The sequence below is a fragment of the Candidatus Pantoea symbiotica genome, assembly GCF_056491525.1.
Genome location: NZ_JBSZHR010000002.1, coordinates 923,717 through 948,950 on the forward strand (window position 1 = coordinate 923,717; position 25,234 = coordinate 948,950).

Annotated in this window: 28 protein-coding genes; 10 read left to right on the forward strand and 18 right to left on the reverse strand. The window is 54.5% G+C overall.

Features of this window, described 5'->3' with window-relative positions; all coding sequences use genetic code 11:
* Nucleotides 1–4: 4 nt before the first annotated feature.
* The 3 genes from pagP (at nucleotide 5) to ACXIZX_RS04805 (ending at nucleotide 1,558) form a co-directional block, all read left to right on the forward strand.
* The gene (pagP, locus tag ACXIZX_RS04795; RefSeq protein WP_008103714.1) at nucleotides 5–577 is read left to right on the forward strand and encodes a lipid IV(A) palmitoyltransferase PagP; all 573 of its coding nucleotides are present in this window, start codon (nucleotides 5–7) and stop codon (nucleotides 575–577) included.
* Between the two features lie 150 nt (nucleotides 578–727).
* The gene (gene cspE, locus ACXIZX_RS04800; RefSeq protein ID WP_007890714.1) at nucleotides 728–937 is read left to right on the forward strand and encodes a transcription antiterminator/RNA stability regulator CspE; all 210 of its coding nucleotides are present in this window, start codon (nucleotides 728–730) and stop codon (nucleotides 935–937) included.
* A gap of 195 nt (nucleotides 938–1,132) precedes the next feature.
* On the forward strand, nucleotides 1,133–1,558 hold the full coding sequence (locus tag ACXIZX_RS04805; RefSeq protein WP_293796517.1) for a GNAT family N-acetyltransferase: 426 nt from the start codon (nucleotides 1,133–1,135) through the stop codon (nucleotides 1,556–1,558).
* Here ACXIZX_RS04805 and ACXIZX_RS04810 read toward each other — a convergent pair.
* Nucleotides 1,542–2,897 (reverse strand): aminotransferase-like domain-containing protein, encoded by a 1,356-nt coding sequence (locus tag ACXIZX_RS04810; RefSeq protein WP_479403697.1) that lies wholly within the window; start codon nucleotides 2,895–2,897, stop codon nucleotides 1,542–1,544. The genes ACXIZX_RS04805 and ACXIZX_RS04810 overlap by 17 nt on opposite strands.
* 137 nt (nucleotides 2,898–3,034) lie before the next feature.
* Here ACXIZX_RS04810 and ACXIZX_RS04815 point away from each other — a divergent pair, with 137 nt between their 5' ends.
* The 6 genes from ACXIZX_RS04815 to tatE all read left to right on the forward strand — a co-directional run bounded on the left by ACXIZX_RS04815 (nucleotide 3,035) and on the right by tatE (nucleotide 7,723).
* Nucleotides 3,035–3,994, forward strand: coding sequence for an ABC transporter substrate-binding protein (locus tag ACXIZX_RS04815; protein WP_479403698.1), 960 nt, complete (start codon nucleotides 3,035–3,037; stop codon nucleotides 3,992–3,994).
* 2 nt (nucleotides 3,995–3,996) lie between these two features.
* Nucleotides 3,997–4,791, forward strand: coding sequence for a deaminated glutathione amidase (locus ACXIZX_RS04820; RefSeq protein ID WP_061717402.1), 795 nt, complete (start codon nucleotides 3,997–3,999; stop codon nucleotides 4,789–4,791).
* 19 nt (nucleotides 4,792–4,810) lie between these two features.
* Complete coding sequence (locus ACXIZX_RS04825; protein ID WP_061717401.1) at nucleotides 4,811–5,698, forward strand: ABC transporter substrate-binding protein; 888 nt, start codon at nucleotides 4,811–4,813, stop codon at nucleotides 5,696–5,698.
* Nucleotides 5,695–6,654 (forward strand): amino acid ABC transporter permease, encoded by a 960-nt coding sequence (locus ACXIZX_RS04830; protein ID WP_479403699.1) that lies wholly within the window; start codon nucleotides 5,695–5,697, stop codon nucleotides 6,652–6,654. The genes ACXIZX_RS04825 and ACXIZX_RS04830 overlap by 4 nt, the downstream gene beginning before the upstream one ends.
* Nucleotides 6,651–7,421: an amino acid ABC transporter ATP-binding protein gene (locus ACXIZX_RS04835; RefSeq protein WP_061717399.1), complete on the forward strand. Its 771-nt coding sequence runs from the start codon at nucleotides 6,651–6,653 to the stop codon at nucleotides 7,419–7,421. Before ACXIZX_RS04830 ends, ACXIZX_RS04835 begins: the two co-directional genes overlap by 4 nt.
* 98 nt (nucleotides 7,422–7,519) lie before the next feature.
* Nucleotides 7,520–7,723, forward strand: a complete 204-nt coding sequence (gene tatE / locus ACXIZX_RS04840) for a twin-arginine translocase subunit TatE (RefSeq protein WP_479403700.1) — start codon at nucleotides 7,520–7,522, stop codon at nucleotides 7,721–7,723.
* Between the two features lie 85 nt (nucleotides 7,724–7,808).
* Here the strand turns inward: tatE and ACXIZX_RS04845 are convergent, their stop codons facing one another.
* From ACXIZX_RS04845 to leuS, 14 genes are all read right to left on the reverse strand, one after another.
* Nucleotides 7,809–8,549 (reverse strand): hypothetical protein, encoded by a 741-nt coding sequence (locus ACXIZX_RS04845; protein WP_479403701.1) that lies wholly within the window; start codon nucleotides 8,547–8,549, stop codon nucleotides 7,809–7,811.
* Between the two features lie 146 nt (nucleotides 8,550–8,695).
* A complete protein-coding gene (lipA, locus tag ACXIZX_RS04850; RefSeq protein WP_265299571.1) occupies nucleotides 8,696–9,661 on the reverse strand; it encodes a lipoyl synthase in 966 nt (321 codons plus the stop codon).
* A gap of 176 nt (nucleotides 9,662–9,837) precedes the next feature.
* Entirely contained in the window at nucleotides 9,838–10,488 is a 651-nt protein-coding gene (gene lipB / locus ACXIZX_RS04855) for a lipoyl(octanoyl) transferase LipB (protein WP_479403702.1), read from the reverse strand.
* Nucleotides 10,489–10,557: 69 nt separating this feature from the next.
* Nucleotides 10,558–10,821 (reverse strand): DUF493 family protein YbeD, encoded by a 264-nt coding sequence (gene ybeD, locus ACXIZX_RS04860; protein WP_008103691.1) that lies wholly within the window; start codon nucleotides 10,819–10,821, stop codon nucleotides 10,558–10,560.
* 97 nt (nucleotides 10,822–10,918) lie between these two features.
* Nucleotides 10,919–12,130: a D-alanyl-D-alanine carboxypeptidase DacA gene (gene dacA / locus ACXIZX_RS04865; protein WP_008103689.1), complete on the reverse strand. Its 1,212-nt coding sequence runs from the start codon at nucleotides 12,128–12,130 to the stop codon at nucleotides 10,919–10,921.
* Between the two features lie 117 nt (nucleotides 12,131–12,247).
* A complete protein-coding gene (rlpA, locus tag ACXIZX_RS04870) occupies nucleotides 12,248–13,345 on the reverse strand; it encodes an endolytic peptidoglycan transglycosylase RlpA (protein WP_061717395.1) in 1,098 nt (365 codons plus the stop codon).
* 10 nt (nucleotides 13,346–13,355) lie between these two features.
* Nucleotides 13,356–14,468: a peptidoglycan glycosyltransferase MrdB gene (gene mrdB / locus ACXIZX_RS04875; RefSeq protein WP_479404848.1), complete on the reverse strand. Its 1,113-nt coding sequence runs from the start codon at nucleotides 14,466–14,468 to the stop codon at nucleotides 13,356–13,358.
* An 8-nt stretch (nucleotides 14,469–14,476) separates the two neighbouring features.
* Nucleotides 14,477–16,381 carry a peptidoglycan DD-transpeptidase MrdA gene (gene mrdA / locus ACXIZX_RS04880; protein ID WP_008103683.1) on the reverse strand — a complete coding sequence of 635 codons (1,905 nt, stop codon included), beginning with the start codon at nucleotides 16,379–16,381 and terminating at the stop codon, nucleotides 14,477–14,479.
* 33 nt (nucleotides 16,382–16,414) lie between these two features.
* Nucleotides 16,415–16,885 carry a 23S rRNA (pseudouridine(1915)-N(3))-methyltransferase RlmH gene (gene rlmH, locus ACXIZX_RS04885; RefSeq protein WP_008103678.1) on the reverse strand — a complete coding sequence of 157 codons (471 nt, stop codon included), beginning with the start codon at nucleotides 16,883–16,885 and terminating at the stop codon, nucleotides 16,415–16,417.
* A gap of 3 nt (nucleotides 16,886–16,888) precedes the next feature.
* Nucleotides 16,889–17,206, reverse strand: a complete 318-nt coding sequence (gene rsfS, locus ACXIZX_RS04890) for a ribosome silencing factor (protein WP_061717393.1) — start codon at nucleotides 17,204–17,206, stop codon at nucleotides 16,889–16,891.
* A 91-nt stretch (nucleotides 17,207–17,297) separates the two neighbouring features.
* On the reverse strand, nucleotides 17,298–17,942 hold the full coding sequence (nadD, locus tag ACXIZX_RS04895) for a nicotinate-nucleotide adenylyltransferase (protein ID WP_061717392.1): 645 nt from the start codon (nucleotides 17,940–17,942) through the stop codon (nucleotides 17,298–17,300).
* Nucleotides 17,935–18,966, reverse strand: coding sequence for a DNA polymerase III subunit delta (gene holA, locus ACXIZX_RS04900; protein WP_479403703.1), 1,032 nt, complete (start codon nucleotides 18,964–18,966; stop codon nucleotides 17,935–17,937). Before holA ends, nadD begins: the two co-directional genes overlap by 8 nt.
* Nucleotides 18,963–19,562 carry an LPS assembly lipoprotein LptE gene (gene lptE / locus ACXIZX_RS04905; RefSeq protein ID WP_179451598.1) on the reverse strand — a complete coding sequence of 200 codons (600 nt, stop codon included), beginning with the start codon at nucleotides 19,560–19,562 and terminating at the stop codon, nucleotides 18,963–18,965. The genes holA and lptE overlap by 4 nt, the downstream gene beginning before the upstream one ends.
* A 14-nt stretch (nucleotides 19,563–19,576) precedes the next feature.
* On the reverse strand, nucleotides 19,577–22,159 hold the full coding sequence (leuS, locus tag ACXIZX_RS04910) for a leucine--tRNA ligase (protein ID WP_479403704.1): 2,583 nt from the start codon (nucleotides 22,157–22,159) through the stop codon (nucleotides 19,577–19,579).
* Nucleotides 22,160–22,381: 222 nt separating this feature from the next.
* On the opposite strand from leuS, the gene ACXIZX_RS04915 reads away from it, so the two are divergent.
* Nucleotides 22,382–22,864, forward strand: a complete 483-nt coding sequence (locus ACXIZX_RS04915) for a zinc ribbon-containing protein (protein ID WP_007890691.1) — start codon at nucleotides 22,382–22,384, stop codon at nucleotides 22,862–22,864.
* 96 nt (nucleotides 22,865–22,960) lie between these two features.
* Here ACXIZX_RS04915 and ACXIZX_RS04920 read toward each other — a convergent pair whose 3' ends face one another.
* The 3 genes from ACXIZX_RS04920 to ACXIZX_RS04930 are packed head-to-tail and all read right to left on the reverse strand — an operon-like array spanning nucleotide 22,961 to nucleotide 25,104.
* The gene (locus tag ACXIZX_RS04920) at nucleotides 22,961–23,686 is read right to left on the reverse strand and encodes an amino acid ABC transporter ATP-binding protein (protein WP_479403705.1); all 726 of its coding nucleotides are present in this window, start codon (nucleotides 23,684–23,686) and stop codon (nucleotides 22,961–22,963) included.
* A complete protein-coding gene (gltK, locus tag ACXIZX_RS04925) occupies nucleotides 23,687–24,364 on the reverse strand; it encodes a glutamate/aspartate ABC transporter permease GltK (protein WP_007890689.1) in 678 nt (225 codons plus the stop codon).
* Complete coding sequence (locus ACXIZX_RS04930; RefSeq protein WP_008103659.1) at nucleotides 24,364–25,104, reverse strand: amino acid ABC transporter permease; 741 nt, start codon at nucleotides 25,102–25,104, stop codon at nucleotides 24,364–24,366. Before ACXIZX_RS04930 ends, gltK begins: the two co-directional genes overlap by 1 nt.
* Nucleotides 25,105–25,234 lie beyond the last annotated feature (130 nt).

The following is a 25,234-nucleotide window of genomic DNA, read 5'->3' on the forward strand; positions in this document are numbered from 1 at the left end:
TGTTGTGAATCGGCACTTTTCTGCAGCTTTGTTAGGCTGCATTTTGACCTTATCGGTCTCATTTTCAGCATCAGCGGTTACAACTTCACAAGCCATCAAATCTGGCTGGAACACTTTTAGCGACAACGTGTCGCAAACCTGGTCGCAGCCGCAGAGTTACGATTTTTATCTGCCGGCGATTACCTGGCATAACCGTTGGACTTACGACGATGAACACATCGATAAGTACAACGAACGCCCGTGGGGCGCGGGTGCGGGTGTTTCACGCTGGGATGAAAAAGGCAACTGGCACGGCCTGTACCTGATGGCGTTTAAAGACTCGTTTAACAAATGGGAGCCAATTGGTGGTTACGGTTGGGAAGCGACATGGCGACCGCTTAGCGATCAAAACTTCCATTTGGGTGCGGGATATACGGCGGGCGTAACGGCGAGGGATAACTGGAAATACATTCCGGTTCCACTGATATTACCTTTAGCATCAATCGGATATGGTCCAGCTACTTTCCAAATGACTTATATTCCCGGCACTTACAATAATGGCAATGTCTATTTTGCCTGGCTGAGATTTGAGTTTTAAGCGTTAGCGGCGTGCAGAAAGTGTGATCGGCATGCAAAAAATCAATATTTATCACTTTTTCATCAAATCGCACTGGACAAATGTCACCGCAATTGCTGTACTAGACGTCGACACAGTTTAGTGTCCTTTTTTCATGTAAAGGTAATATAGATGTCTAAGATCAAAGGTAACGTAAAGTGGTTTAATGAGTCGAAAGGCTTCGGTTTCATTACTCCAGAAGATGGCAGCAAAGATGTATTCGTACACTTCTCTGCAATCAACAGCAACGGTTTCAAAACTCTGGCTGAAGGTCAGCGCGTTGAGTTCGAAATCACTGACGGTGCTAAAGGCCCATCAGCTGCTAACGTTATCGCACTGTAATTTAACAGTTCGAATTCTGAAAACCCGCCTTCTGGCGGGTTTTTTTTATTCTTAAATCAGCTCGCTGCTTTGTCTGCAGATAGATTCTGCGGCACATCTCACAGATAACTTCCGTAACACAGCCACACCAATGCTTACTTGCAGATTTTTATCCGGCAACGCTATATAACTGCTCAGGGAAAATGAGGAGGCAGGATGAACATACGTCAGGCACAGGCAAAAGACAGTTTTGCATTGAGCGCGTTGTTGACCGAATTAGGTTATAGCGCGACGGAAGGATTTATCGATACGCGTTTGGCGCAGCTTATTGATCATCCCGATGAAACGTTGTTGGTCGCTGAACACGGCAATCAAGTGCTGGGCTTTCTGTCATTGCACTTTATTCCACAGCTGGCATTGGCCGGCGATTTTGCCCGCATTAGCTATTTCTGCATTGCCGAAGGCGAACGCAGCAAGGGAAGCGGACAGCAGCTATTGAATCACGCCGAGCAGCTGGCGCGTTCACGCGGTTGTGATCGCATGGAAGTGCATTGCCACTCATCGCGCCTCAAAGCCAACCAGTTCTATGCGCGCGAAGGCTATGTGGAATCGCCGCGCTATCACATTAAAGCTCTGGGTTGAGATTTAGCTCGCGTCCGCTGGCAATCACAATGGCATCGGCGATGCTGTCGAGTTGTGCAAAAGGCAGTAGCGCTGCGCTGACGCGAATGAATTGCCGGCTGTTAATGCTACAGCGTTCACCGGGCAGTACGGCGATACCCCGCGCGGCCAGTGTGATCATCGCGTACTGCTCCGATTCCACCGGGATCCACACGCTCAATCCATCGCGCTCTTCCAGCACCAAACCGCGTTTCGCCAGCGCTGCCAGTAACTGCTGGCGACGCTGCGCATAGGTGACTTTGGCCTGCTGAATACGTTGCTGAGTCTCTTCATCGTTGAGCATCCACGCCACGGCATCCTGCAAAATACGGCTGGTCCAGCTCACGCCAAAGTTGCGCCACGCTTGCAGGCGCTTCACCATTTCCGCAGTGCCTGATAACACCGCCAGACGCAAATCTGGTCCATAAGCTTTGGAAAACGAGTGCACATGCAGCACGCGTTCAGGATAGTGGAAGCCCAAGCTAAACACCGGCCAGCGCGACAGATCGCCAATGCCATCATCTTCCACAATGATGGTGCTACTGTTTGCCAGCACGCGTGCGAGCTCTGCACTGCGTCGTTGACTCACGCTGTGTCCGGTGGCTGAATGAGTACGTGGTTGATAGATAAACATCGCCGGAGATTTCTGCATCAGCGTGCTCAGCGCCGAGGGAATTGGCCCTTGTTCATCACATGGCAATGGTAAAATTTCAGCGCCAATGTTGTCTAAAATATCCAGTAATCGTGTGGCAGTAGGATCTTCAATCACCACACGATCGCCCGGTGACAGCAAGGTTTGCACGATCAGGTTCATGGCATCAAAACCGCCGTCGGTCGCCAGCCAGGCTTCGGCGGGATAGGGCCAGCGCGGCGTTACGGCATCCTGTAGTTGTGGTGAAATCGCCTCGCGCTGATAGCTATTCAGTTGCGGTGAGGCAATGCCAGCCAGCATCGCCTGCCGCAGATCCGGCAACAGCGTTGGATCTGGTGAGGCCATCGCCAGCGACGCCTGAACATTCTCACCGTAATTACCAATCTTCTCGAAACGAATCGGACGCGGCATTACGCTGTTGCCGCTCACCCACACGCCGCTGCGACCTTTCCCCGCCAGCACTTTCTGCTTCTTCAGTTGCGCCCAGGCAGCGGAAACCGTTGCCGGACTCACGCCCAATCGCTCAGCCAACTCGCGTACCGCTGGCATTTGCATGCCTACCGCAATCTGCCCATCGCGAATCAGTGTTGATGCCGCATGCGTGATGCCTTTGACTGAGGCATCCGTGATCTGCTGGCTAAGCCACTCCAAATCCACACTTTGCGTCATAAGAAAATCCTTTGTTCAGTAACAAATAATAGATTGTTCAGATTAGTATTCGCGTTTTAGACTCAAATTCAAGCACTATTTGCTGCATAAATAATCACAGCCGCAGGGCTGGCAGAACAGACGGGGAAAGCATAACTATGGTAACCATCAGACTGGCGGTACGTGACTGGGATTACTTCACACCGCTGGCACTTGGCGATATCAAACCGGAAGGGTTCACGCTGGAGATCGATCGCGTTGGCACGTTGGTGGATAACCTCGCCACCAGCGAGAAATACGACGCCGGTGAAGTGTCATTTAGCCGCTTTGCTCAGGCACGAGCCAAAGGTGACACTTCGCTACTGGGCCTGCCACACTTCCTGATGCGCGGTTTCCGCCAGCGCTGCATCATCACGCGCAGCGACAGCCCGATTACCACGCCAGCGCAGCTGAAAGGCAAAAAGATCGGCGTAACCGGCTGGCAGGATTCAGGCAACACCTGGACGCGCACCGTGCTGCGAGAAGCGGGCGTGGAGATTGATGATGCGTACTGGTTTGCCGGTCGTTTGACCGAAGATCATCCGATCGTTGATCGTCTGGCCGGTTTTGGTCGCCCGGGCCGAATTGAACCGGCGCCAGGCGAGCGCCCTCTGATTGAACTGCTGAAAGCGGGCGAGCTGGATGCGGTCTTCACGCCCTTTATGCCGGAAGGTTTCTTCCTCGCCGATTCGGGGCTGCGCCAGCTGCAGGTGGATTTTGCCGCAGCCGAGCGCGACTACTTTAATCGCGTCGGCTATGTGCCGGGCATTCATTTATTGGCGCTGAAGCCTGCCTTAGCCGAGGCGCATCCGTGGCTGCCTCAGGCGCTGAGCGACATCATCGATCGTTCGTACCAGATATGGATGAAGAAGCGCGAGAAATACGCCGACACCACGCCGTGGCTGCTGGACGATTTGCGGCGCACCGCGCAGGAATTACCCGCCAACTGGAATCAGAATGGATTTTCGGTTAACAAAAAGATGATTGCCGATTTTGCGAATGAGCTGTTCCAGCAAGGCCTAACCCAAACATTGCTGACGCCGGAAGCGATTTTCCCGGCTGCGGCGCGAGGAGAATAATGATGAAAGTAGCAATGGGGCAATTTGCCGTCAGCCGCGAATGGCAGGAAAACACCGATATCTGCATCGGACTGATGAACCAGGCGCTGGCGGGTGGCGCGGATCTGCTGGTGCTGCCGGAAGGTGTGCTGGCGCGTGATATCGCCGATCCGGATCTGGTGCTGAAGGCGGCGCAGCCGCTGGATGGGCCTTTCGTCACGCAGCTGCTGGCGGTTAGCAAAGGCAACAACCTGACCACCATGATGAGCGTGCACGTGCCAACAGAAGGGCAGAAGGCGCTCAACGTGCTGATCGCCATTCGCAACGGCGAAATCATCGCCGAATACGTGAAACTGCACCTGTACGATGCCTTCGCCATGCAGGAGTCGCAGCGCGTGAATCCAGGGCGCGAGATTCCGCCACTGGTTGAAGTAGCAGGCATGAAAGTCGGGTTGATGACCTGCTACGACGTGCGCTTCCCGGAGCTGGCGCGTCGCTTAGTGCTCGATGGCGCCGATGTGCTGGTGCTGCCAGCGGCGTGGGTAAAAGGTCCGCTGAAAGAGATGCACTGGGAATTGCTGACCACCGCGCGTGCGCTGGAAAACACCTGCTACATGGTGGCGGTGGGCGAATGCGGTCCACGCAACATCGGCAACAGTCTGGTGATCGATCCGCTGGGCGTGGCGATTGCCAAAGCGCCGGAGTCGGCCGCGCTGGTGTTTGCCGATCTCGATCCGCAGCGCATCGCCTATGCACGCAGCGTACTGCCGGTGCTGGAGAATCGCTGTTTTGCTCGTCCCGAACTTAAACCACTTTGATCGCTGGGGAATCTGACTGATGAAAATTCTTGCTACCGCCATCGCGCTTTCATTGGGCCTGACGGCCTGTTTCGCTCAGGCAGCTGACGCTATTCCGGCACAAAAAGTGGATCAGGCACTGCACGATCGTCTGCCAGCAGAGATTAAAAGCAGCGGCAAAATGATCTCGGTAAACAACGGTTCCTTTCCTCCGTACGAAATCGTTAACGGTCCGCACTCAATGGACGGCGCCTCCGCCGATCTCACTGAAGCGCTGGCGCAGCTGCTGGGCGTGAAGATTGAACATGCCACAGTGAGCGGTTTGTCGGGCGTGCTCACCGGCATTAATTCCGGCCGCTACCAGATGGCTATTGGGCCGATTGGGGATTACCCGGATCGTCAGCAGAAGGTCGATTTTATCGACTTCGTGCAGGAGTTCGTGGTGTTTGGCGTGCAGAAAGGCAATCCATCAAAGATTAATGGTCTGGAAGATACCTGTGGTAAACGCATTGCGGTGATGGCGGCCGGTTCGGCGGAACAGGTGATTCGCAAGCAGTCCGATGCCTGTGTCGCGGCGGGTAAGCCGGCGGTGGTGGTGCAGTCCTTCACCGATCAGCCGTCGTCGATTTTAGCCGTACGCTCAAAACGTTCCGATGCCTTCTTCTCGTCGCAGGCGCCGCTGACTTACTTTATCGAACAGGCTAATGGTCAGCTGGAGCTGTCGGGCAAAGGCAAGAAAAACGGCTTTGGCGACATTTTCCAGGGCACCGTGGTACCGAAAGGTTCGGAGCTGGGCAACGTGGTACTGGATGCTTACAAAGAGCTGTTCAGTAACGGCACCTACGCGGCCATCATGAAGAAGTGGAAGTTAGACGGCAACGTGCTGCAGCAACCGGGACGTAACCTGGCGCAAGGGGCAGCAAAATGAGTCCGGTCACCAACAATTCGCGAGCCAGGGATAAGGCCGACGTGCAGCAGCGCGATGTGGCTTTTGCCCGCAGTGCGCCCACGTATGTGCGCTGGATCTCATGGATTTTGGTGCTGGTTATTGCGGCAAACTTCCTCTGGCTGGTAGCGACCAATCCCAATTTTGAGTGGAACGTGGTGCTGCAGTGGTTCACCGAAGGTTCAGTGATGAAAGGCCTGCAGGTCACGCTCGGCTTGACGGTGGTGTCGATGATTCTCGGCACGCTGCTGGGGCTGTTGCTGGGCGTGTGGCGTCTTTCGGAAAACAAATTGCTCAGCGGCTTATCGTCGCTCTACATCTGGTTTTTCCGTGGTACGCCGCTGCTGGTGCAGCTGATCTTTTGGTACAACCTCTCGACACTGTTTCCCACGATCTCGATCACTATTCCGTGGACGGATATCACCTTTGCTAGCTGGAATACCAACGATCTGATCACGCCACTCACCGCAGCGATTGCCGGGCTGGCGCTCAATGAAGCAGCCTATATGGCCGAGATCATTCGCGCCGGCTTGCTGTCAGTGGATAACGGTCAGGTCGAAACCACCCAGGCGTTTGGCATGAGCCGCAGCCGTGCGCTGCGCCGTGTAATCATTCCACAGGCGATGCGTTCAATCATTCCGCCAACTGGCAACCAGTTGATCAGCATGATCAAAGCGACCTCGCTGGTGAGTGTGATCGCCATGGGCGATCTGTTGTACTCGGTGCAGGCCGTGTATAACCGCACCTTTGAAATTATCCCGATGCTGATGGTTGCAGTGATTTGGTATCTGTTTATCACCTCGATTCTCAACGTGGGTCAGTCCGCTATCGAGCGTTACTACGCACGCGGCACCACCCGCACGGTGGTGAACAAACGTCGTGTTGCCGCTAACGAAGCCGCGCCAGTCGTCGCGCATCATCTGAAGGAGGATGTATGAGTGAAGTTCAGCCACTGGTGCGAGCGCGGAATGTGCAGAAGAGTTATGGCGATAACGAAGTGCTAAAAGGCATCGATCTCGATGTGTTTCCGGGTGAAGTGGTAGTGATTCTCGGACCATCGGGCTCGGGTAAATCTACCTTTTTGCGCTGCATTAATCATCTGGAAGACATGAATGCCGGTTCGATTATGGTGGGAGACGACCAGATCGGTTATGAGCTGAAGCGCGGTATTTTGCATCGCCTGTCGGCGCGTAAAATTGCTCATCAGCGTCAGAAAATCGGCATGGTGTTTCAGCAGTTCAATCTCTATCCGCATATGACGGTGCTACAAAACATCATTGAAGCGCCGATTGGTGTGCACAAATTTGCGCGGCAGGACGCGCTCAAGCATGCCCGTGAACTGCTGGCGACCGTGGGATTGAGTGACAAAGCTGATGCCTGGCCGCGTCATCTGTCAGGTGGTCAACAGCAGCGTGTGGCGATTGCGCGTGCGCTGGCGATTAAACCGGCGCTGATGCTGTTCGATGAACCGACTTCGGCACTCGATCCTGAGTTAGTCGGTGAAGTGCTGGCCACCATGCGCACCTTAGCCGATCAAGGTCTGACCATGATTGTGGTGACCCATGAAATTGGTTTCGCGCGTGAGGCGGCCGATCGCGTGGTGTTTATGGATGGTGGCGTGGTGGTGGAGCAGGGCAGTCCCGAGCAGGTGATTGGTAATCCACAGCATCCGCGCACGCAGGCGTTTCTCAGCCGCTTCATTTAGGCGGGCGGTCTCACTCTGTTACAGATTGCAGTTGAGGCCGTTTATAAACTGCGCGTTAATAGTCAGGTCCGTTTTTCACATTGGTTGAAAGGTAAATTATGGAAGGTATCAGTATTGCCAAACTGCTGATCATCGGTGCGCTCATCGTACTGCTTTTTGGCACCAACAAGTTACGTTCACTGGGTGGCGATCTGGGTTCCGCAATCAAAGGCTTCAAGAAAGCCATGAAAGATGATGAATCCGGCGCACCCAAAAGCAGCGCTGAAGAAGTGCCTGCTGAACGTGTCAGCCACAAAGAGTAATCTCTGCGCCGAACGTCAATAAGTGTAAATATTTATTACGTTGATAAAAAACCAGACTGTCGCCAGTCTGGTTTTTGTTTTGGAATTAATGCCAGACGATATTAACGTCCTCGATCGTCTCCCTTTCTTCAATCGCAGCATACTGCCATGATTCAGGTGCGGATAATTCGTTTTGAATTGATCCACCCTCAAGCACCTCTTCGATAGATAACATGGGTAACATTGCCATCGGCGCTTCATCCTCTTGCATCACCAAATCCATCAGCTCCATATCGACCATTTCCATTGCGTTTTGCGCGAGGGGAAGCAAAACCGCAGCAATTTCGGTGGTTATGATATTGAGTTCCGCTAAATCAGCTATTTCAATCTCAGATGTTTGCAGACTGACGTGAGACAATTCGAAGGAAGAAAGGGGGGGAATGTTTGCGCCGTCAAACAGATCGAAGTTCCAGTGGATTTCAGGCTCTGAATGAAATATCGGATATTCGATTTGTAAACCCGCAATATAAGACACCTCTTCTGATTCCTCCGGCGTTGTCTGAGAAATTAAGGGGACAGCAGCAAGAGAAGCGTCAAGGCGAACCGGTAACTGCAGATGGATTTCATCATAGCGATGTTCAAGGCTAATGGCGGTTGCTAAAAACGCATGTGCACATGAAGCATGGGGTGAAACATACGGATTGGTGTTGTCGATCGGAGTGGTACGCGCTTTCAGCGCATCCAGACTCTCTTCAGATGCACTGTATTGCCGCGAACCCGAGGATTGACCTGACACATCGGGTACTCGGGAAGCATCGAGCACATCTATATGAAAGGATGTTTGCATTATCTGACCTTCAAAAAAATACACTGAGAAAAAGAAATAGGCTCTTATGCCCTCAGCGGTTAAAGCGACAGATTTAAGACAAGGATTAAGACTTTTAAGGAGATTTTTGCGATTGCGCCCTATTAAGAACGCAATCGCGAGGAATATTACTTAACTTCCAGACCTTTGGCCTGCATATCAGCATGATAAGACGAGCGCACAAACGGCCCGCAGGCGGCATGGGTGAAGCCCATCGCCATCGCTTCCTCTTTCATCTCATCAAACTCGGCTGGGCTAACGTAGCGCTGTACCGGCAAGTGGTGACGGCTTGGCTGCAGATATTGTCCCAGCGTCAGCATGGTGACGCCGTGGCGACGCAGATCGCGCATCACTTCAATAATTTCGGCATTGGTTTCGCCCAGGCCTACCATCAAACCCGATTTGGTCGGGATATCCGGATGCGCTTCTTTGAAACGCTCCAGCAGTTTCAGTGACCAATCGTAGTTGGCGCCCGGACGGACCTGACGGTAAACGCGCGGCACGTTTTCCAGATTGTGGTTAAACACATCCGGTGGCGTCGCGGTAAGGATGTCCAGTGCGCGATCCATACGACCACGGAAGTCTGGCACCAGCGTTTCAATTTTGATAGTTGGGCTTTTTTCGCGAATCGCGCTGATGCAGTCAGCAAAGTGCTGAGCACCGCCGTCGCGCAGGTCATCGCGGTCCACCGAAGTAATCACCACATAACGCAACGCCATATCGGCGATGGTTTGGGCCAGTTTCAGCGGTTCGTTAGCGTCAGGCATATTCGGACGACCATGCGCCACGTCGCAGAATGGGCAGCGACGGGTACAAATCGCGCCGAGGATCATAAAGGTCGCGGTGCCGTGGTTAAAACACTCGGCAAGGTTAGGGCAGGAGGCTTCTTCACACACTGAGTGCAGACCGTTTTTACGCATCGCGGCTTTGATGCCCTGAATGCGGCTGGAGTCTGCAGGCAGTTTGATCTTCATCCATTCCGGCTTACGCAGAATTTCTTCACGCTCAACCATCACGGTTTTCACCGGGATCAGCGCCATTTTGTCGGCATCGCGATACTTGACGCCACGTTCCATCTGAATTGGTTTACTCATAAATCTGCAGGTTCCGGTCGGGATTGCGATTTGAAAGCTTCCTCACTCAAACTGAGAACCAGGCTTTCAACTTTTTTTGAAAATATGGCAAAAATTATATCATCTCGTCTGTTCATAAGCAGCCGATTAGCCAGTGCAAAAGTTACAATTTTGTAAATGCGCACGTACAGTCAAGGTCAGACCGCGGCATCATTTTGCCATTCCAGTTGGGTAAATCCGCTTAAACGGGCGAAATGCTGCACCAGACGCGGCCGCACATCGGCGGGCGTGACGCCCGGCTGCAGCTGGCTGAGCTGCGTCATCTGCATCCCGGCATATCCGCACGGATTGATGCGCAGAAAGGGCGCGAGATCCATCGCCACATTCAGCGCCAGGCCGTGAAACGAGCAGCCTTTACGGATGCGCAGCCCCAGCGAGCAAATCTTGTCATCGCCCACGTAGACGCCTGGCGCATCCGGTCGCGCACGCGCGCTGATGTCATAGTCGGCCAGCGTGGCGATCACCGTTTCTTCCAGTGCTGTCACTAACTCGCGTACGCCCATCTTGCGACGTTTCACGTCGATCAGCACATACATCACCTGTTGGCCGGGGCCGTGATAGGTGACCTGGCCGCCGCGATCGCTTTGTACCACCGGAATATCGCCCGGCATCAGCAGATGTTCGGCTTTGCCCGCCTGACCTTGGGTGAACACTGGATGATGTTCCACCAGCCAGATTTCATCGGCGGTGTTGCTGTCGCGTTGATCGGTAAAGTGATGCATCGCATCGGAGATGGGTTGCCAATCGCGCTGGCCGAGTTGACGAACAAGAAGCGTATTAGCTGACAAAGCAGAGATCCGGTAAAGAGTGGAAGGCAGAGTATAACGCTGGCAAAGCGAACTTTGCCAGCGCCAGAATTACAGCACCATCCGCACGATTTCGATGTTGCCCAGCTCTTCGTACAGGGTTTCAACCTGCTCAATGTGGGTAGCGATGATGGTGATGGAAACCGAGTGATAGTTGCCTTTGCTGCTTGGCTTAACGTCCGGTTTGTAATCGCCTGGCGCGTGGCGCTGCACCACTTCAACCACTTGATCAACCAGCTCCGGTTGCGCCAAACCCATCACTTTGTAGGTGAAAGGCGTAGGGAATTCGAGCAGTTCATTCAATTTGGTTTTCATACATTGACTCCGGTGCTTAAAAAAACAGGCTCCCGCCGAGGCGGGAGCAAAGATAGTAGCTTATTTGGGGGCAAATTGGCGTTTTTTCAAGCGCGCCTTAGCCAAACCAGTGGTGGAACATCAGTTTGATGTAATCGATGATGCGGCCGAAGAAACCACCTTCTTTCACTTCGTTCAGCACCACCAGCGGACGCTGTTCAACTGTTTTGCCATCCAACTGGAAGTTGATGCTGCCCACGACCTGATTTTTCTGCAGCGGTGCGTGCAGTTCAGTGTTGTTCAGCACGTAGCTGGCTTTCAGGTCTTTCATGCGGCCACGTGGGATGGTCAGATAGGCATCTTTTTCCACGCCCAGCTGAACACGATCGCTGTCACCGAACCACACGGGCTCAGATGCAAACTCTTTGCCTGCTTTCAGCGGTGCCACGGTTTCGAAGAAGCGGAAGCCCCACGTCAGCAATTTCTTGCTCTCGGTTTCACGGCCTTTATAAGTACGACCGCCCATCACTGCGGAGATCAAACGCATCTGGCCTTCAGTGGCAGAGGCAACCAGGTTGTAGCCCGCTGCGTCCGTATGACCGGTTTTGATGCCATCCACGTTCAGGCTGGTATCCCACAGCAAACCGTTACGGTTGGTCTGCTTGATGTTATTAAAGGTGAAATCTTTTTCACGGTAAACCGCGTACTCATCGGGCACGTCACGGATCAGCGCCTGGCCGATCAACGCCATATCGCGCGGCGAGCTGTATTGGCCTTCGGCATCCAAACCGTGCACGGTCTGGAAGTGGGTGTTTTTCAGGCCCAGTGCGCCAACGTAGTTGTTCATCAGGTTAACGAACGCGTCCTGGCTGCCGGCAACATAATCCGCCATCGCCACACAAGCGTCGTTACCTGATTGCAGCACGATGCCGCGCGTCAGCTGAGAAACCGGTACACGATCGCCTGGCTTCAGGAACATCAGGGATGAACCTTTGAATACCGGATTACCGGTTGCCCAGGCATCTTTGCCCACGGTCACGATGTCATCGTTATGGATTTTGCCCGCTTTGACCGCCTGACCAATCACGTAGCTGGTCATCATTTTGGTCAAACTTGCTGGATCGCGGCGTGCATCCGCGTTCTTTTCGGCCAGCACTTTGCCGGAGTTATAGTCGATCAGCACATAAGCTTCAGCATCAATGTCCGGTACGCCCGGAATCATAGTCTTAAGGTTAACATCGTCCGCAAAAGCGGCATGGCTGAGAGAAAGGGCGACCAGTGATCCCACTGTCAGGCGTTTCAGAAAACGAGAAGGTTTCAGCGTATTCATGTTCAGGACTACAACATCCGTGGGTTTAGAGTGAAAAAAGTGCCTAACTATAGCAAACGCCCGATCGGGCGACATCTTGCTTTGCAAATCAGTTTCAGCAGGAAATGTCACTGTCCGTTACATCGATGGACGGGCAGTGGTAATAAATGAGCTCATTTGCGCTTCAGTGTTCAGACGCTGCTGCAACGCGGCGGCTTCGGCACGGCTTTTATAGCCACCTAACTGAATGCGATAGACGTTGCCATTGGCTTCAACGGCGCCCGGCACGCCAAAACGTTTACCCAGGCTTTCCGCCAGCTGGCGCGCACGCGCTGGATCGTTAATGGCGCCAACCTGCACCACATAACCGCTGCCGGCATGGGCATTCTGGCTGCTGGCAGGTGCTGCTGTGGCTGGCGCTGGCGCGGAGGAGGTTGGTGCTGTTGGCGCGGCAACCGGTTCGTTGCCTTCCAGGACGCCGGTGGCTAACGGCTGTGGCGCGCCGAGAAAGCCGCTGCTCTGGACTGGCGCACCCATGCTGTCATTGCTTTGCAAGGTGCTGTTATCTACCGCGCGCACATCTTGCGGTGCAGGCGCTGGTGCCGCATTGGCGCTGCCGCCCATCATCACCATACCGCCGCCGAGATCCGGACGTGCGGGCAGGGCGTAGCTCTGTTTGGCGACGGTGGTACCGATGGTGCCGGGACCAGAAACTGAGCCATCCGGCGCCACTTTGATGTAATCAACGCGCACGCGAGTATTGTTAGAGATATTCAGGCGATCTCCCGCCGCACGCGACAGGTCGATAATGCGGCCTGGCGTATAAGGACCGCGATCATTAACGCGCACCACAATCTGGCGACCGTTAGCGAGGTTAGTCACGCGCACATAGCTCGGCAGCGGCAGCGTAGGGTGCGCGGCTGTCATGCCTTCCGGATCGTAAGATTCACCGATAGCAGTGCGATTACCCTGCGCTTCGTCACCGTACCAGGTGGCTAAACCCACTTCGCTGTAGTTCGAAGGATCTTTGATCACGCGGTAGTTTTTACCGTTGACGCTGTAATCCTGGCTGGTGGAAGGATTGATCGGTTCATAGCGTGGTTCCACGCCAGGAATTTCCACTACCGGGCCGTTATAGGCCGGTTGCGGTGGCGCAGTATTATTCTGCGGTTCCGGTGTGGAACAGGCAGCCAGTACCAATGATGCCAGTGCAACCCCAAGCCAGTCCTTACGCATGTGCAGCCTCTTAAACGCTTTTAGATAACATTTTTCGATGAGTATGGATCGACATCACAATGCCAAATCCAGCCATTAACACAATCAATGCCGATCCGCCGTAGCTCACCAGCGGCAGCGGTACGCCAACCACCGGTAAGATACCACTTACCATGCCAATGTTAACGAAAACATAAACGAATAAAATCAGCATCAAACCGCCCGCCATTACGCGACCAAAGGTGGTTTGCGCGCGCGCAGCAATAATCAGTCCGCGCATGATCAGCAGCAAATAGAGTACCAGTAATAACAACACACCAACCAGGCCGAGTTCTTCCGCTAACACGGCAAAAATAAAGTCGGTATGACGCTCAGGCAGGAATTCCAGCTGCGATTGGGTGCCGTGCAGCCAGCCTTTGCCGCGCAGGCCACCGGAACCGATAGCAATCTTCGACTGGATGATGTGATAACCGGCGCCGAGCGGATCGCTTTCCGGGTCCAGCAGCATCATCACGCGGTCGCGCTGATAATCGTGCATCAGGAAGAACCACAAAACCGGGATAAAGGCCGCCACTAGCAGCACGGCGATACCAATCAGTTTCCAGCTCATACCGGATAAAAACAGCACAAACAGTCCGGAAGCGGCGATCAGAATCGACGTACCCAAGTCAGGCTGTGCCGCCACCAGCAGCGTTGGCATGAAAATCAGCACCAGCGCGATGCCGGTGTTTTTCAGCGTCGGCGGACAGACATCGCGGTTAATAAAGCGCGCCACCATCAGCGGCACGGCAATCTTGGCGATCTCCGAGGGCTGGAAGCGCACAAAACCCAAATCGAGCCAGCGCTGTGCGCCTTTACTGATGTGGCCAAATGCATCCACCGCGATCAGCAATATCACACAGACAATATAGAGATAGGGCGCCCAGCTTTCATAAACGCGCGGCGGCACCTGCGCCAGCACCAGCATGATGACGATGCCCATGGCGATCTGCCCGAACTTACGCTCGGTCATGCCGGGATCCTGTCCGCTGGCGCTCCAGATGACAATGGCGCTGTAGGTCAGCAAGCTGAGAATGATCAGCATAAACAGCGGGTCGATATGGATACGCGTCCAGATCGATCTTTTCTGCGGACTATCGTTCATGGACATTGTTATTCACCTTCATAGCCGGGCGGCGTCGGTACGGCTTCTGGCAGCACGGTATTATTGTCGCCTAACATAATGTGGTCGAGAATCTGGCGCATCACGGTGCCGACAGCCGGACCTGCGCCGCCGTTTTCCAGAATCATGGTGACGGCCACGCGCGGCTTATCGTACGGCGCGTAAGCGGTCATTAATTTATGGTCGCGCAAACGCTCTGCAATCTTGTGCGCGTTATAGACTTCATTTTCTTTCAGACCGTAAACCTGTGCGGTACCGGATTTGGCGGCGATTTTGTAGGGCGCATCGGCAAAACTCTTATGTGCCGTACCGTTGGCGCGGTTCGCTACGCCATACATGCCGTCTTTAGCAATTTCCCAGTAGCCTGAGTGAATGTCGCCAATCGGTGCATCCGGCGGCTGGCGATAGGGCACCATGGTTTGGCCTTCACGGGTGGCACGCAGTAAGTGCGGTACCTTGATCACACCGTCATTAATCAGAATCATCATCGCTTTGTTCATCTGAATCGGCGTCGCGGTCCAGTAACCCTGGCCGATACCAACCGGAATGGTGTCACCCTGATACCACGGCTTCTTAAAGCGCTTCAGCTTCCACTCGCGCGTTGGCATGTTGCCCGCGCTCTCCTGCGGCAGGTCAATGCCGGTGCGATGGCCGTAACCAAACTTGGTCATCCACTCTGACAGGCGATCAATGCCCATATCGTAAGCGACCTGATAGAAGAAGGTATCCGCTGATTCTTCCAGCGATTTGGTGACGTTCAGGCGGCCGTGGCCCCATTTTTTCCAGTCACGATAGCGCTTTTCTGAGCCGGGCAGTTGCCACCAACCGGGATCAAACAGGCTAGTGTTGCGGTTGATCACGCCTGCGCTCAGCGCCGACACGGCAACGTAAGGTTTCACCGTAGAAGCCGGTGGATAGGAAGCTTGCAGCGCACGGTTATACAGCGGACGGTTTTCGTCGCTCAACAGCGCTTTGTAATCTTTGCTGGAGATGCCGTCGACAAACAGGTTTGGGTCGTAGCTCGGCGTTGACACCAGCGCAAGGATTTCGCCGGTGCGCGGATCGCTCACCACCACCGCCGCGCGGCTGCCGGTCAGCAAGGTTTCGATGTATTGCTGCAGCTTCAGGTCAACCGTCAGATAGATATCACGTCCGGCTTGCGGAGATTGCTCGTGCAACTGACGGATGACGCGGCCACGGTTGTTAACTTCAACCTCTTCATAACCGGTTTTGCCGTGCAGCACATCTTCGTAATAGTTCTCGATGCCGAGCTTGCCGATATCATGCGTGGCCGCATAGTTTGGCCATTTGCCTTCCTGATCAAGGCGCGTGACATCGCGATCGTTAATTTTGGAGACGTAGCCCACCACGTGCGTCAGCGTCTGGCCGTAAGGATAGTAGCGGCGCTGATAGCCTTTTACTTCCACGCCAGGAAAACGGTATTGATTGACGGCAAAACGCGCTACCTGCACCTCGTTTAAACCGATTTTGACCGGAATCGAGGTAAAGCGGCGTGAGCGTTTGCGCTCTTTTTCAAACGCATCGATATCGTCGTCGGTCAGATCCAGCACCGGACGCAGATCCTGCAAGGTCTGCTTCAGGTTTTCGACCTTTTCCGGCATCAGTTCGGCCTGATAGATGGTGCGATTTAACGCCAGCGGCACGCCGTTACGATCAAAAATAATGCCGCGACTCGGCGCCACCGGCACCAGCTTGATGCGGTTTTCATTCGAACGGGTGCTGTAGTCGTCAAAGCGCAGAATTTGCAGGTGGTACATATTGACCACCAGAATGCTGGAGAGCAGCAGGATGCCAACAAAAGCCACCAATGCTCGGCGGACAAAAAGTTTCTGTTCGGCAGTGTAATCGCGAAAGGCGTTGCTCTGTAATTTCATCCGCTACATTTATTGTCTGGGGTTGTCAGGCGTTTATTCACGATGATAAGGATGATTCGTGGTGATGCTCCACGCACGATACAGGCTTTCCGCTACCAGCACACGCACCAGCGGATGTGGCAACGTGAGCGCTGACAGTGACCAGCTTTGTTCGGCAGCGGCCTTGCACGCGGGCGCCAGTCCTTCCGGACCGCCGATCAACAGGCTGACATCGCGGCCATCCAGTTTCCAGCGTTCAAGTTGCTGCGCCAACTGTGGGGTTTCCCACGGCTGTCCGGGGATATCCAGCGTGACAATACGATTGCCTTTACCCACGGCGGCCAGCATCGCTTCACCTTCTTTTTCCAGAATGCGTTTGATGTCGGCGTTCTTGCCGCGTTTGCCGGCAGTCACTTCGATCAGTTCAAACGGCATATCTTTCGGGAAGCGGCGCAGATACTCCATGAAACCGGTCTGAACCCAGTCGGGCATTTTAGTGCCGACGGCTACAAGCTGCAGTTTCACGTCTTAGCTCCAGAGTTTTTCCAGCTCGTACAGCTGGCGGCTCTCTGCTTCCATCACGTGCACAATCACGTCACCCAGGTCAACGACCACCCAATCGGAGGCGGTTTTGCTGTCAACACCCAGCGGCCTCAGGCCGGCAGTGCGCGATTCCTGCACCACATGATCGGCGATAGAAGCGACGTGACGTGTTGAAGTGCCGGTGCAAATAATCATGCAATCGGTGATGCTGGATTTGCCCTGAACATCAATAGCAATGATGTCCTGGCCTTTGAGATCATCAATCTTATCAATAACGAACTCTTGGAGTGCTTTACCTTGCAAAAGGTTCCCCTTAAAAACAGGTGATTACGGACGGGCTAACGATGCGAGAAAGGTAGCCGAAAATGAAGCGGCGCAGTATAGCATGCTGCCTTTAGCTGCGATATAAGCCAACGCTATCGATGTAGCCGATCACTGCATCTGGCAATAAATCCGCGCAGGAGATTCCCGCATGGCGGCGCTGACGGATTTCGGTGGCGGAAATGTCGAGCAGCGGCGTATCTGCCAGCCAGATGTGTCCTGCAGGTGAGTGATGAAGCTGCTGCACATCATCGGCGAGATGCTCATCAAGCCATTGCTGCATCTCAGGCGTTTCCATCTGGGTGGCGTAACCCGGACGCTTACATACCAGCAAATGGCACAGCGACAGCAAATCTTGCCAGCGATGCCATTTGGCTAACGTTAGCAGAGAATCCTGGCCAATGATAAACCCGAGGGGCTGTTCTGTGCCGCGTTCCGCACGCAGTGCTTCCAGCGTAGCCACCGTCCAGGACGGCGTTGCACGCTCCAGTTCACGCGTATCGATATCAAACAGCGGGCGATCGGCGATGGCACAGCGCAGCATCTCAACGCGCTGTTGCGCACTGGCTTCCGGCTGCGGGCGATGCGGCGGCACGTTGTTGGGTAGCAATGTGACCTTTTTCAAACCCACTTGCTGTGCCAGCGCTTCTACCGGGCGGAGATGGCCGAAGTGAATCGGATCGAAGGTGCCACCAAACAGAGCGTAGAGTTTAGACATCGATAAAGCTCAGTGGGAAATCGCGGTGACACAGCAGCAGCGACAGCGTTTCCAGCTGCGGCCACAGGTTTTGGCCATAATCCTGCTTCATGCTGAGTTCCAGCTCTGCCAGCAAATGCACCGCACGCTGTAAACGATGCGCATCAAGACGCTGCAGCGCATCAGTAAACAACGCGCGACGGTTTTGCCAGATACGCTGCTGGTCCATCAGCGTGCGCAGCGCTTGTTTCGCCTGATTACGTTGCAGATGCAGCAGCGTGAGCAAATCGCGTTGCAGCGTGCGCAGCAGAATCACCGCTTCGCTGTCCTCTTTCTCCAGCTGATGCAGGATGTGCAGGGCGCGTTTACTTTTTCCCGCCAGCAGCGCATCCACCCAATGGAATGGCGTAAAGTGCGCGGCATCGTTGACAGCGGCCTCGACGCGCGGCAGCGTCAATTTGCCATCCGGCCACAACAGCGATAAGCGTTCCAGCGCCTGCGACAGCGCCAGCAGATTCCCTTCGTAGCAGTAGCAAAGCAGCTGGATTGCTGCATCATCGACGCTCAACTTCATCGCTTTGGCGCGACTCGCCACCCAGCGCGGCAGTTGCGCCTGTTCAGGCGTCTGACACGGTACCAACACCGCTTGCGCGCTCAGCGCTTTGAACCAGGCGCTGTTCTCCTGTGCTTTGGTCAGTTTCGCCATGCGCAGCACCAGCAAAATATCGCTGTGAAGCAGCGTAGAGAGTTTCACCAACTGCTCGGCGATAGCGGCGTTTGGACCGTTTTCAGGCAGTTGCAGCGTCAGAGTTTGGCGTTGGGTAAACAGGCTGAGCGATTGGCAGCTGACGAAGATCGCATCCCAATCCGTTTGCGCATCAAGGGTGACGCTGAAATGCTCTTCAAATCCCTGTGCGCTGGCGGTAGCACGGATCGCATCCGCGCTTTCCTGAATCAGCAGAGGTTCATTACCGGTGAGAAAATAACAGGCGCGCAGCCCCTCTCGAAGCTGCGCGCTCAGTTGTTCAGGATAAATCCTGATCATTGCAGACTGGTGGCTGACGAAGAGGACACTTCCGGTGAGTTCTGTCCCGGTGCAATCGTCTCAGGCTGCGGCAAGGTATCTTTGTTGCTTTCCTGCGCGGCATGCACGGTCAGCAGTTTACGTACTAACTGCTCGGACGCGCGCTGACGCATCTCCTGCACGATCATATCCTGTTCGGCATCCTTCGCCAGTGCGGCGTTCGGGTTGTCGAAGAAGGAGCGATACACGGTGGTGCTGATTGGGTAGATACCTTTACCCGGCAGCAGAACCTGTGCAGTGACCGTCATCACCAGTGAGTATTCCGCGGTTGTACCGCTGATAAAGACCGATGCGGTATCACGTCCCTGGCCTTCAGCACCTAAACGCAGCGTTGGATATTTGGCACTGGCCGCTTTGCTGTCTTCAATGATGGTGACATTGTTGATGCGCAGCTGCTGGCGCACGGCTCGCGCCAGTGGGCCATAGGGATCGCCGCTCTGGACGATAAGGGTTTTCATCTCACTCGGCACCGAAGTGGTGCCGCGTGGGTGGAAACCACAGCCTGCGGTAATCATTACCGCAAGCAGGACAAACAGCCTGATAATCAGTTGTCGCACAGTTCCTCCTGAACTTAACCTACGACCAGGTTAAGCAGTTTGCCAGGGACATAAATCACTTTACGAATGGTGACGCCATCCAGATATTTCGCCACCAAATGCTCCTGCGCAGCACGCGCCTGCACCTGCTCCTGCGTGGCATCCGTCGCAACGGTAATCTTGCCGCGCACTTTGCCATTCACCTGCACCACTACCAGCAGCGAATCTTCCACCATCGCCGCTTCATCGGCTGCCGGCCAGCTGGCTTCGTCAATGCTGCCTTCGCCGCCCAGCGCCTGCCACAACACATAGCTGGCGTGCGGGGTGAACGGGTAGAGCAGACGCGTCACAGCGACCAGCGCTTCCTGCAGCAGCGCGCGATCTTGCTCGCTCTCCTGCGGGGCACGGATCAGCTTGTTCATCAGTTCCATGATAGCGGCGATGGCGGTGTTGAACGTCTGACGACGACCGACGTCATCGGCCACTTTGGCGATGGTTTTGTGCAGATCGCGTCGCAGCGCTTTCTGATCGTCATTTAGGCTGTTGACGTCCAGCGCCACGGTCGCGCCTTTGGCAATGTGTTCGTACGCCAGTTTCCATACGCGCTTCAGGAAGCGGTTGGCACCTTCAACGCCCGATTCCTGCCACTCCAGCGTCATTTCTGCTGGCGAAGCAAACATCATGAACAGACGCACGGTATCTGCACCGTAACGCTCAACCATCAGCTGTGGATCGATGCCGTTGTTTTTCGACTTCGACATTTTGCTCATGCCGGCGTAAACCACTTCACGACCTTCGTTGTCGATGGCTTTAATAATGCGGCCTTTTTCGTCGCGCTCAACGGTGACGTCAACCGGAGAAACCCAGTTGCGCTCGCCGTTCACGCCGAGGTAGTAGAACGCATCAGCCAGTACCATGCCCTGACACAGCAGGCGTTTGGCCGGCTCATCAGAGTTGACCAGGCCAGCATCACGCAGCAGCTTGTGATAGAAGCGGAAATACATCAGGTGCATGATGGCGTGTTCGATACCGCCAACATACTGATCGACCGGCAGCCAGTAGTTCGCCGCCGCCGGATCCAGCATGCCTTCATGGTAGTTGGCGCAGGTATAGCGCGCGTAGTACCAGGATGACTCCATAAAGGTGTCGAAGGTGTCGGTTTCACGCAGCGCCGGCTGACCGTTAACGGTGGTTTTGGCCCACTCAGGATCGGCTTTGATTGGGCTGGTGATACCGTCCATCACCACGTCTTCTGGCAGGATGACCGGCAACTGATCTTCTGGCGTTGGCATTACGGTGCCATCTTCCAGCGTCACCATTGGGATTGGTGCGCCCCAGTAACGCTGACGGGAAACGCCCCAGTCGCGCAGACGGTAATTCACTTTACGCTCGCCCACGCCTTTAGCTGCCAGCGCATCGGCGATGGCGTTGAAGCCCGCCTGATGATCCAGACCGTTGTATTCACCTGAGTTGAACAGCGCGCCTTTGTCGGTCATTGCGGCAGCACTTACATCCGGTTCTGAACCGTCAAGATTCAGGATAACTGGCTTGATGTTCAGGTTGTATTTGGTGGCGAACTCCCAGTCACGCTGGTCGTGGCCTGGAACTGCCATTACTGCGCCGGTGCCGTACTCCATTAATACGAAGTTAGCGACCCACACAGGAATCTCTTCACCGGTCAGCGGATGGATAGCAAACAGGCCGGTGGCCACGCCTTTTTTCTCCATTGTCGCCATGTCAGCTTCGGCAACTTTGGTGGTGCGGCATTCGTCGATAAATTCAGCCAGCGCAGGATTAGTGGCAGCAGCTTGCTGCGCCAGTGGATGACCTGCAGCTACTGCTACATAAGTAGCGCCCATAAAGGTGTCTGGACGGGTGGTGTAAACGGTCAGCTTCTCGGCGCTGTTGGCAACGTCAAAGGTGATTTCCACGCCTTCAGAACGGCCAATCCAGTTGCGCTGCATGGTTTTGACCTGCTCCGGCCAATCTTCCAGCTTGTCGAGGTCGTTGAGCAACTCTTCGGCATAAGCGGTGATTTTAACGAACCACTGTGGGATCTCTTTGCGCTCAACTTTGGTATCGCAGCGCCAGCAGCAGCCGTCGATAACCTGTTCGTTGGCCAGTACGGTCTGATCGTTCGGGCACCAGTTCACCGCCGAGGTCTTTTTATAGACCATGTCTTTTTCATACAGCTTGGTGAAGAACCACTGTTCCCAGCGATAGTATTCTGGCTGGCAGGTCGCCAGTTCGCGGCTCCAGTCGTAGCCAAAGCCCAGCAATTTCAGCTGGTTCTTCATGTAGGCGATGTTGTCGTAGGTCCACGGTGCAGGCGCGGTGTTGTTTTTCACCGCAGCGCCTTCGGCTGGCAAACCAAATGCATCCCAGCCAATCGGCTGCAGGACGTTTTTGCCGAGCATACGCTGGTAGCGCGCAATCACATCGCCAATGGTGTAGTTACGCACGTGACCCATGTGCAGGCGGCCAGAAGGATAGGGCAGCATCGAAAGGCAGTAATATTTCTCTTTGCCTTCCTGCTCGGTCACTTTAAAGGTTTCGTTTTCGTCCCAGTGCTGTTGGACGCGGGATTCTATCTCTTCCGGGCGGTATTGCTCTTGCATGGCTGCCTGTGGTCCTTTGTGAAAATCGCTAAGCATACTTTTAGATCCGCATAGCATACCCATAAGGCTGCGACTCAACAACTTTTCACGCCCTCGCAGGCCGGATTTCTGCCGAATGCGCCGCCGCTTTCACCCTTTTGTGATTTCTCCGGTTGCTGCCCATGCAATTGTGACAAAACCGCTAAACTTAACAGCAGTATCCGCAGCGGAAAGGAGAACAAAATGAATAACGTGGCGCAGGAATACCGTGCAACGATTGAAGCATTATCCCAGCGATTGGATCATGGCGAGCGCGATGTTGATGCGCTAGTGGCCGAGGCGCGGCAAAGTTTGCTGGCGAAAAAAACGCTGTCACCCGCCGAGGTGAATGAAGTAATGCGTGCCGTGCGCCGTGATTTACACGAGTTTGCGCTGAGCTATCAGGAGTCTTCTGATGTGGTTGGCGATTCGGTGTTTTTGCGCGTAATCCGCGAAAGCCTATGGAAAGAACTGGCGGATATCACCGATAAAAGTCAGTTGGAGTGGCGTGAGGTGTTTCAGGATTTGCGCCATCACGGCGTTTACCAGAGCGGCGAAGTGGTCGGCCTGGGGAATTTAGTCTGTGAGAAGTGCGGCTTCACGCGGGCGATTTACACGCCAGAGAGCTTAACGCGCTGCCCGGAATGTGGGCACGATCAGTTCCAGCGTCAGCCGTTTGAACCCTGATGAAAGGTAGCCAGGTCGTCATTAATGACGACCCTACAAAAGTGAGGTGATTTTGTAGGGTGCGCATTAATGCGCACCTGGCTTGAGGATATTGAATCAGTGCAGAATCTTCGCCAGGAAGTCTTTGGCACGATCGGATTGCGGGTTGTTAAAGAAGTCATCCTTATTGGTGTCTTCAATAATTTTCCCTTCATCCATAAAGATCACGCGGTTGGCGACCTTGCGCGCAAAGCCCATCTCATGCGTCACCACCATCATGGTCATGCCTTCATTCGCCAGCTCAACCATCACGTCCAACACTTCGTTGATCATTTCAGGATCAAGCGCTGACGTCGGCTCATCAAACAGCATCGCTACCGGATCCATACACAACGCGCGCGCGATCGCCACGCGCTGCTGCTGACCACCGGAAAGCTGTCCCGGAAACTTATCCGCGTGCGCAGAGAGCCCAACGCGTTTTAGCAGGCCTTGCGCTTTCTCACGCGAGGCCGCTTTATCACGCTTCAGCACTTTAACCTGCGCCAGCGTCAGGTTCTCGATGATGCTGAGATGAGGGAACAGCTCAAAGTGCTGGAACACCATGCCGACTTTGCTACGTAACTGAGCAAGGTTAGTTTTTTTGTTGTTCACTTCGGTGCCGGTCACCTGAATGCTGCCCTGCTGAATCGGCTCCAGGCCGTTCACGGTTTTAATCAGTGTTGATTTACCTGAGCCAGACGGACCGCAGACCACCACCACTTCACCTTTTTTCACTTCGGTGGAGCAGTCGGTCAGCACCTGAAAGTGCCCATACCACTTTGAAACATTTTTCAGGCTAATCATTTAAACCGTCCTCTTTCTTTTCAGATAGGTAACCAACAGCGAAGCGCTCAGGCTGATCACGAAGTAGACCAGACCAGCAAACAAAATCATTTCAACCTGGGTTCCGTCACGCTCACCAATGGTTGACGCGGTGCGGAAGAAATCAGCCAGGCTCAGTACATAGACCAGCGAGGTATCCTGGAACAGCACGATGCCCTGGGTTAGCAGCAGCGGCACCATGGCGCGGAACGCCTGCGGCAGCACGATCAGTTTCATCGATTGCCAGTGCGTCATGCCGAGCGCCAACGCGGCATTGGATTGCCCGCGTGAGATGCTCTGAATACCGGCACGGATGATTTCCGAATAGTACGCCGCTTCAAAGAGCGCAAATGCCACCATGGCGGAAATCAGGCGGATATCCGATTTAGGCGATAAGCCCAGCACCTGTTGCAGGAACGCGGGCACCACCAGATAAAACCACAGCAGCACCATCACTAAGGGTACGGAGCGGAACAGGTTGACGTACAGCTTGGCAAACCAGCGCACCGGCGCGATCGGCGACAAACGCATCACCGCCAGAATCGTGCCCCAGATAATGCCAAACACCACGGCAATCGCGGTGATCTTGAAGGTGATGATTAACCCATTCCATAAATAAGGCAGGCTGGGAACAATCGAACTCCAGTCAAACTCGTACATTATTTGCCTCCCATATTGCCAGGCAGGCGAATTTTGCGTTCTACCACACTCATAATCAGCATGATCACCAGGTTAATGCCGACGTACGCCAGAGTGATGGCGGTAAAGGATTCATAGGCATGCGCAGAGTAATCCAGCAGTTTGCCGGCCTGCGCCGCCATATCCACCAGGCCGATGGTTGAGGCGATCGCCGAGTTCTTCACCAGGTTAAGCATTTCCGAGGTCATCGGCGGCACAATCACGCGATACGCATTCGGCAACAGCACATAGCGGTAGGTTTGCGGCAGCGTCAGGCCCATCGCTAAACCCGCATTTTTCTGACCACGTGGCAGCGACTGAATCGCCGCGCGCACCTGTTCACAGACGCGCGCAGCGGTGAACAAGCCCAGACAGATAGTGGAAGAGAGGAAGAACTGAATGTTTGGATCCAGCTCAGACTTAAACCACATCCCCAGCTTTTCACCGACCAGTTCTGGCGCGACCAGATACCAGAAGAAGAACTGCACAATCAGCGGGATATTACGGAACAGTTCCACGTAGCAGGTGCCAATCGCCGCCAGCAGGCGGTTGGGCACGGTACGCAGAATGCCAAATAAGGAACCTACCAGGAAGGCGATAATCCAGGCGCAGCAGGACACCGCAATGGTGACCTGAAAACCGGACCACAGCCAGCCGAGGTAAGTCGTATTGCCGAACGGGGCCTGTTCAAGAAAAATGCCCCAGTTCCAATCGATACCCATAACGAGCTCCGGTAAAAAAAGGGTAGCGAGGCTACCCATAAGATTGTTGAGCGGTGTCTTGCATCCTGCTTCAGGGGAACGGCCTGTTACAGTCTGTCTGTCCGCACCGCATGTTCAGCAATCGAGAGGG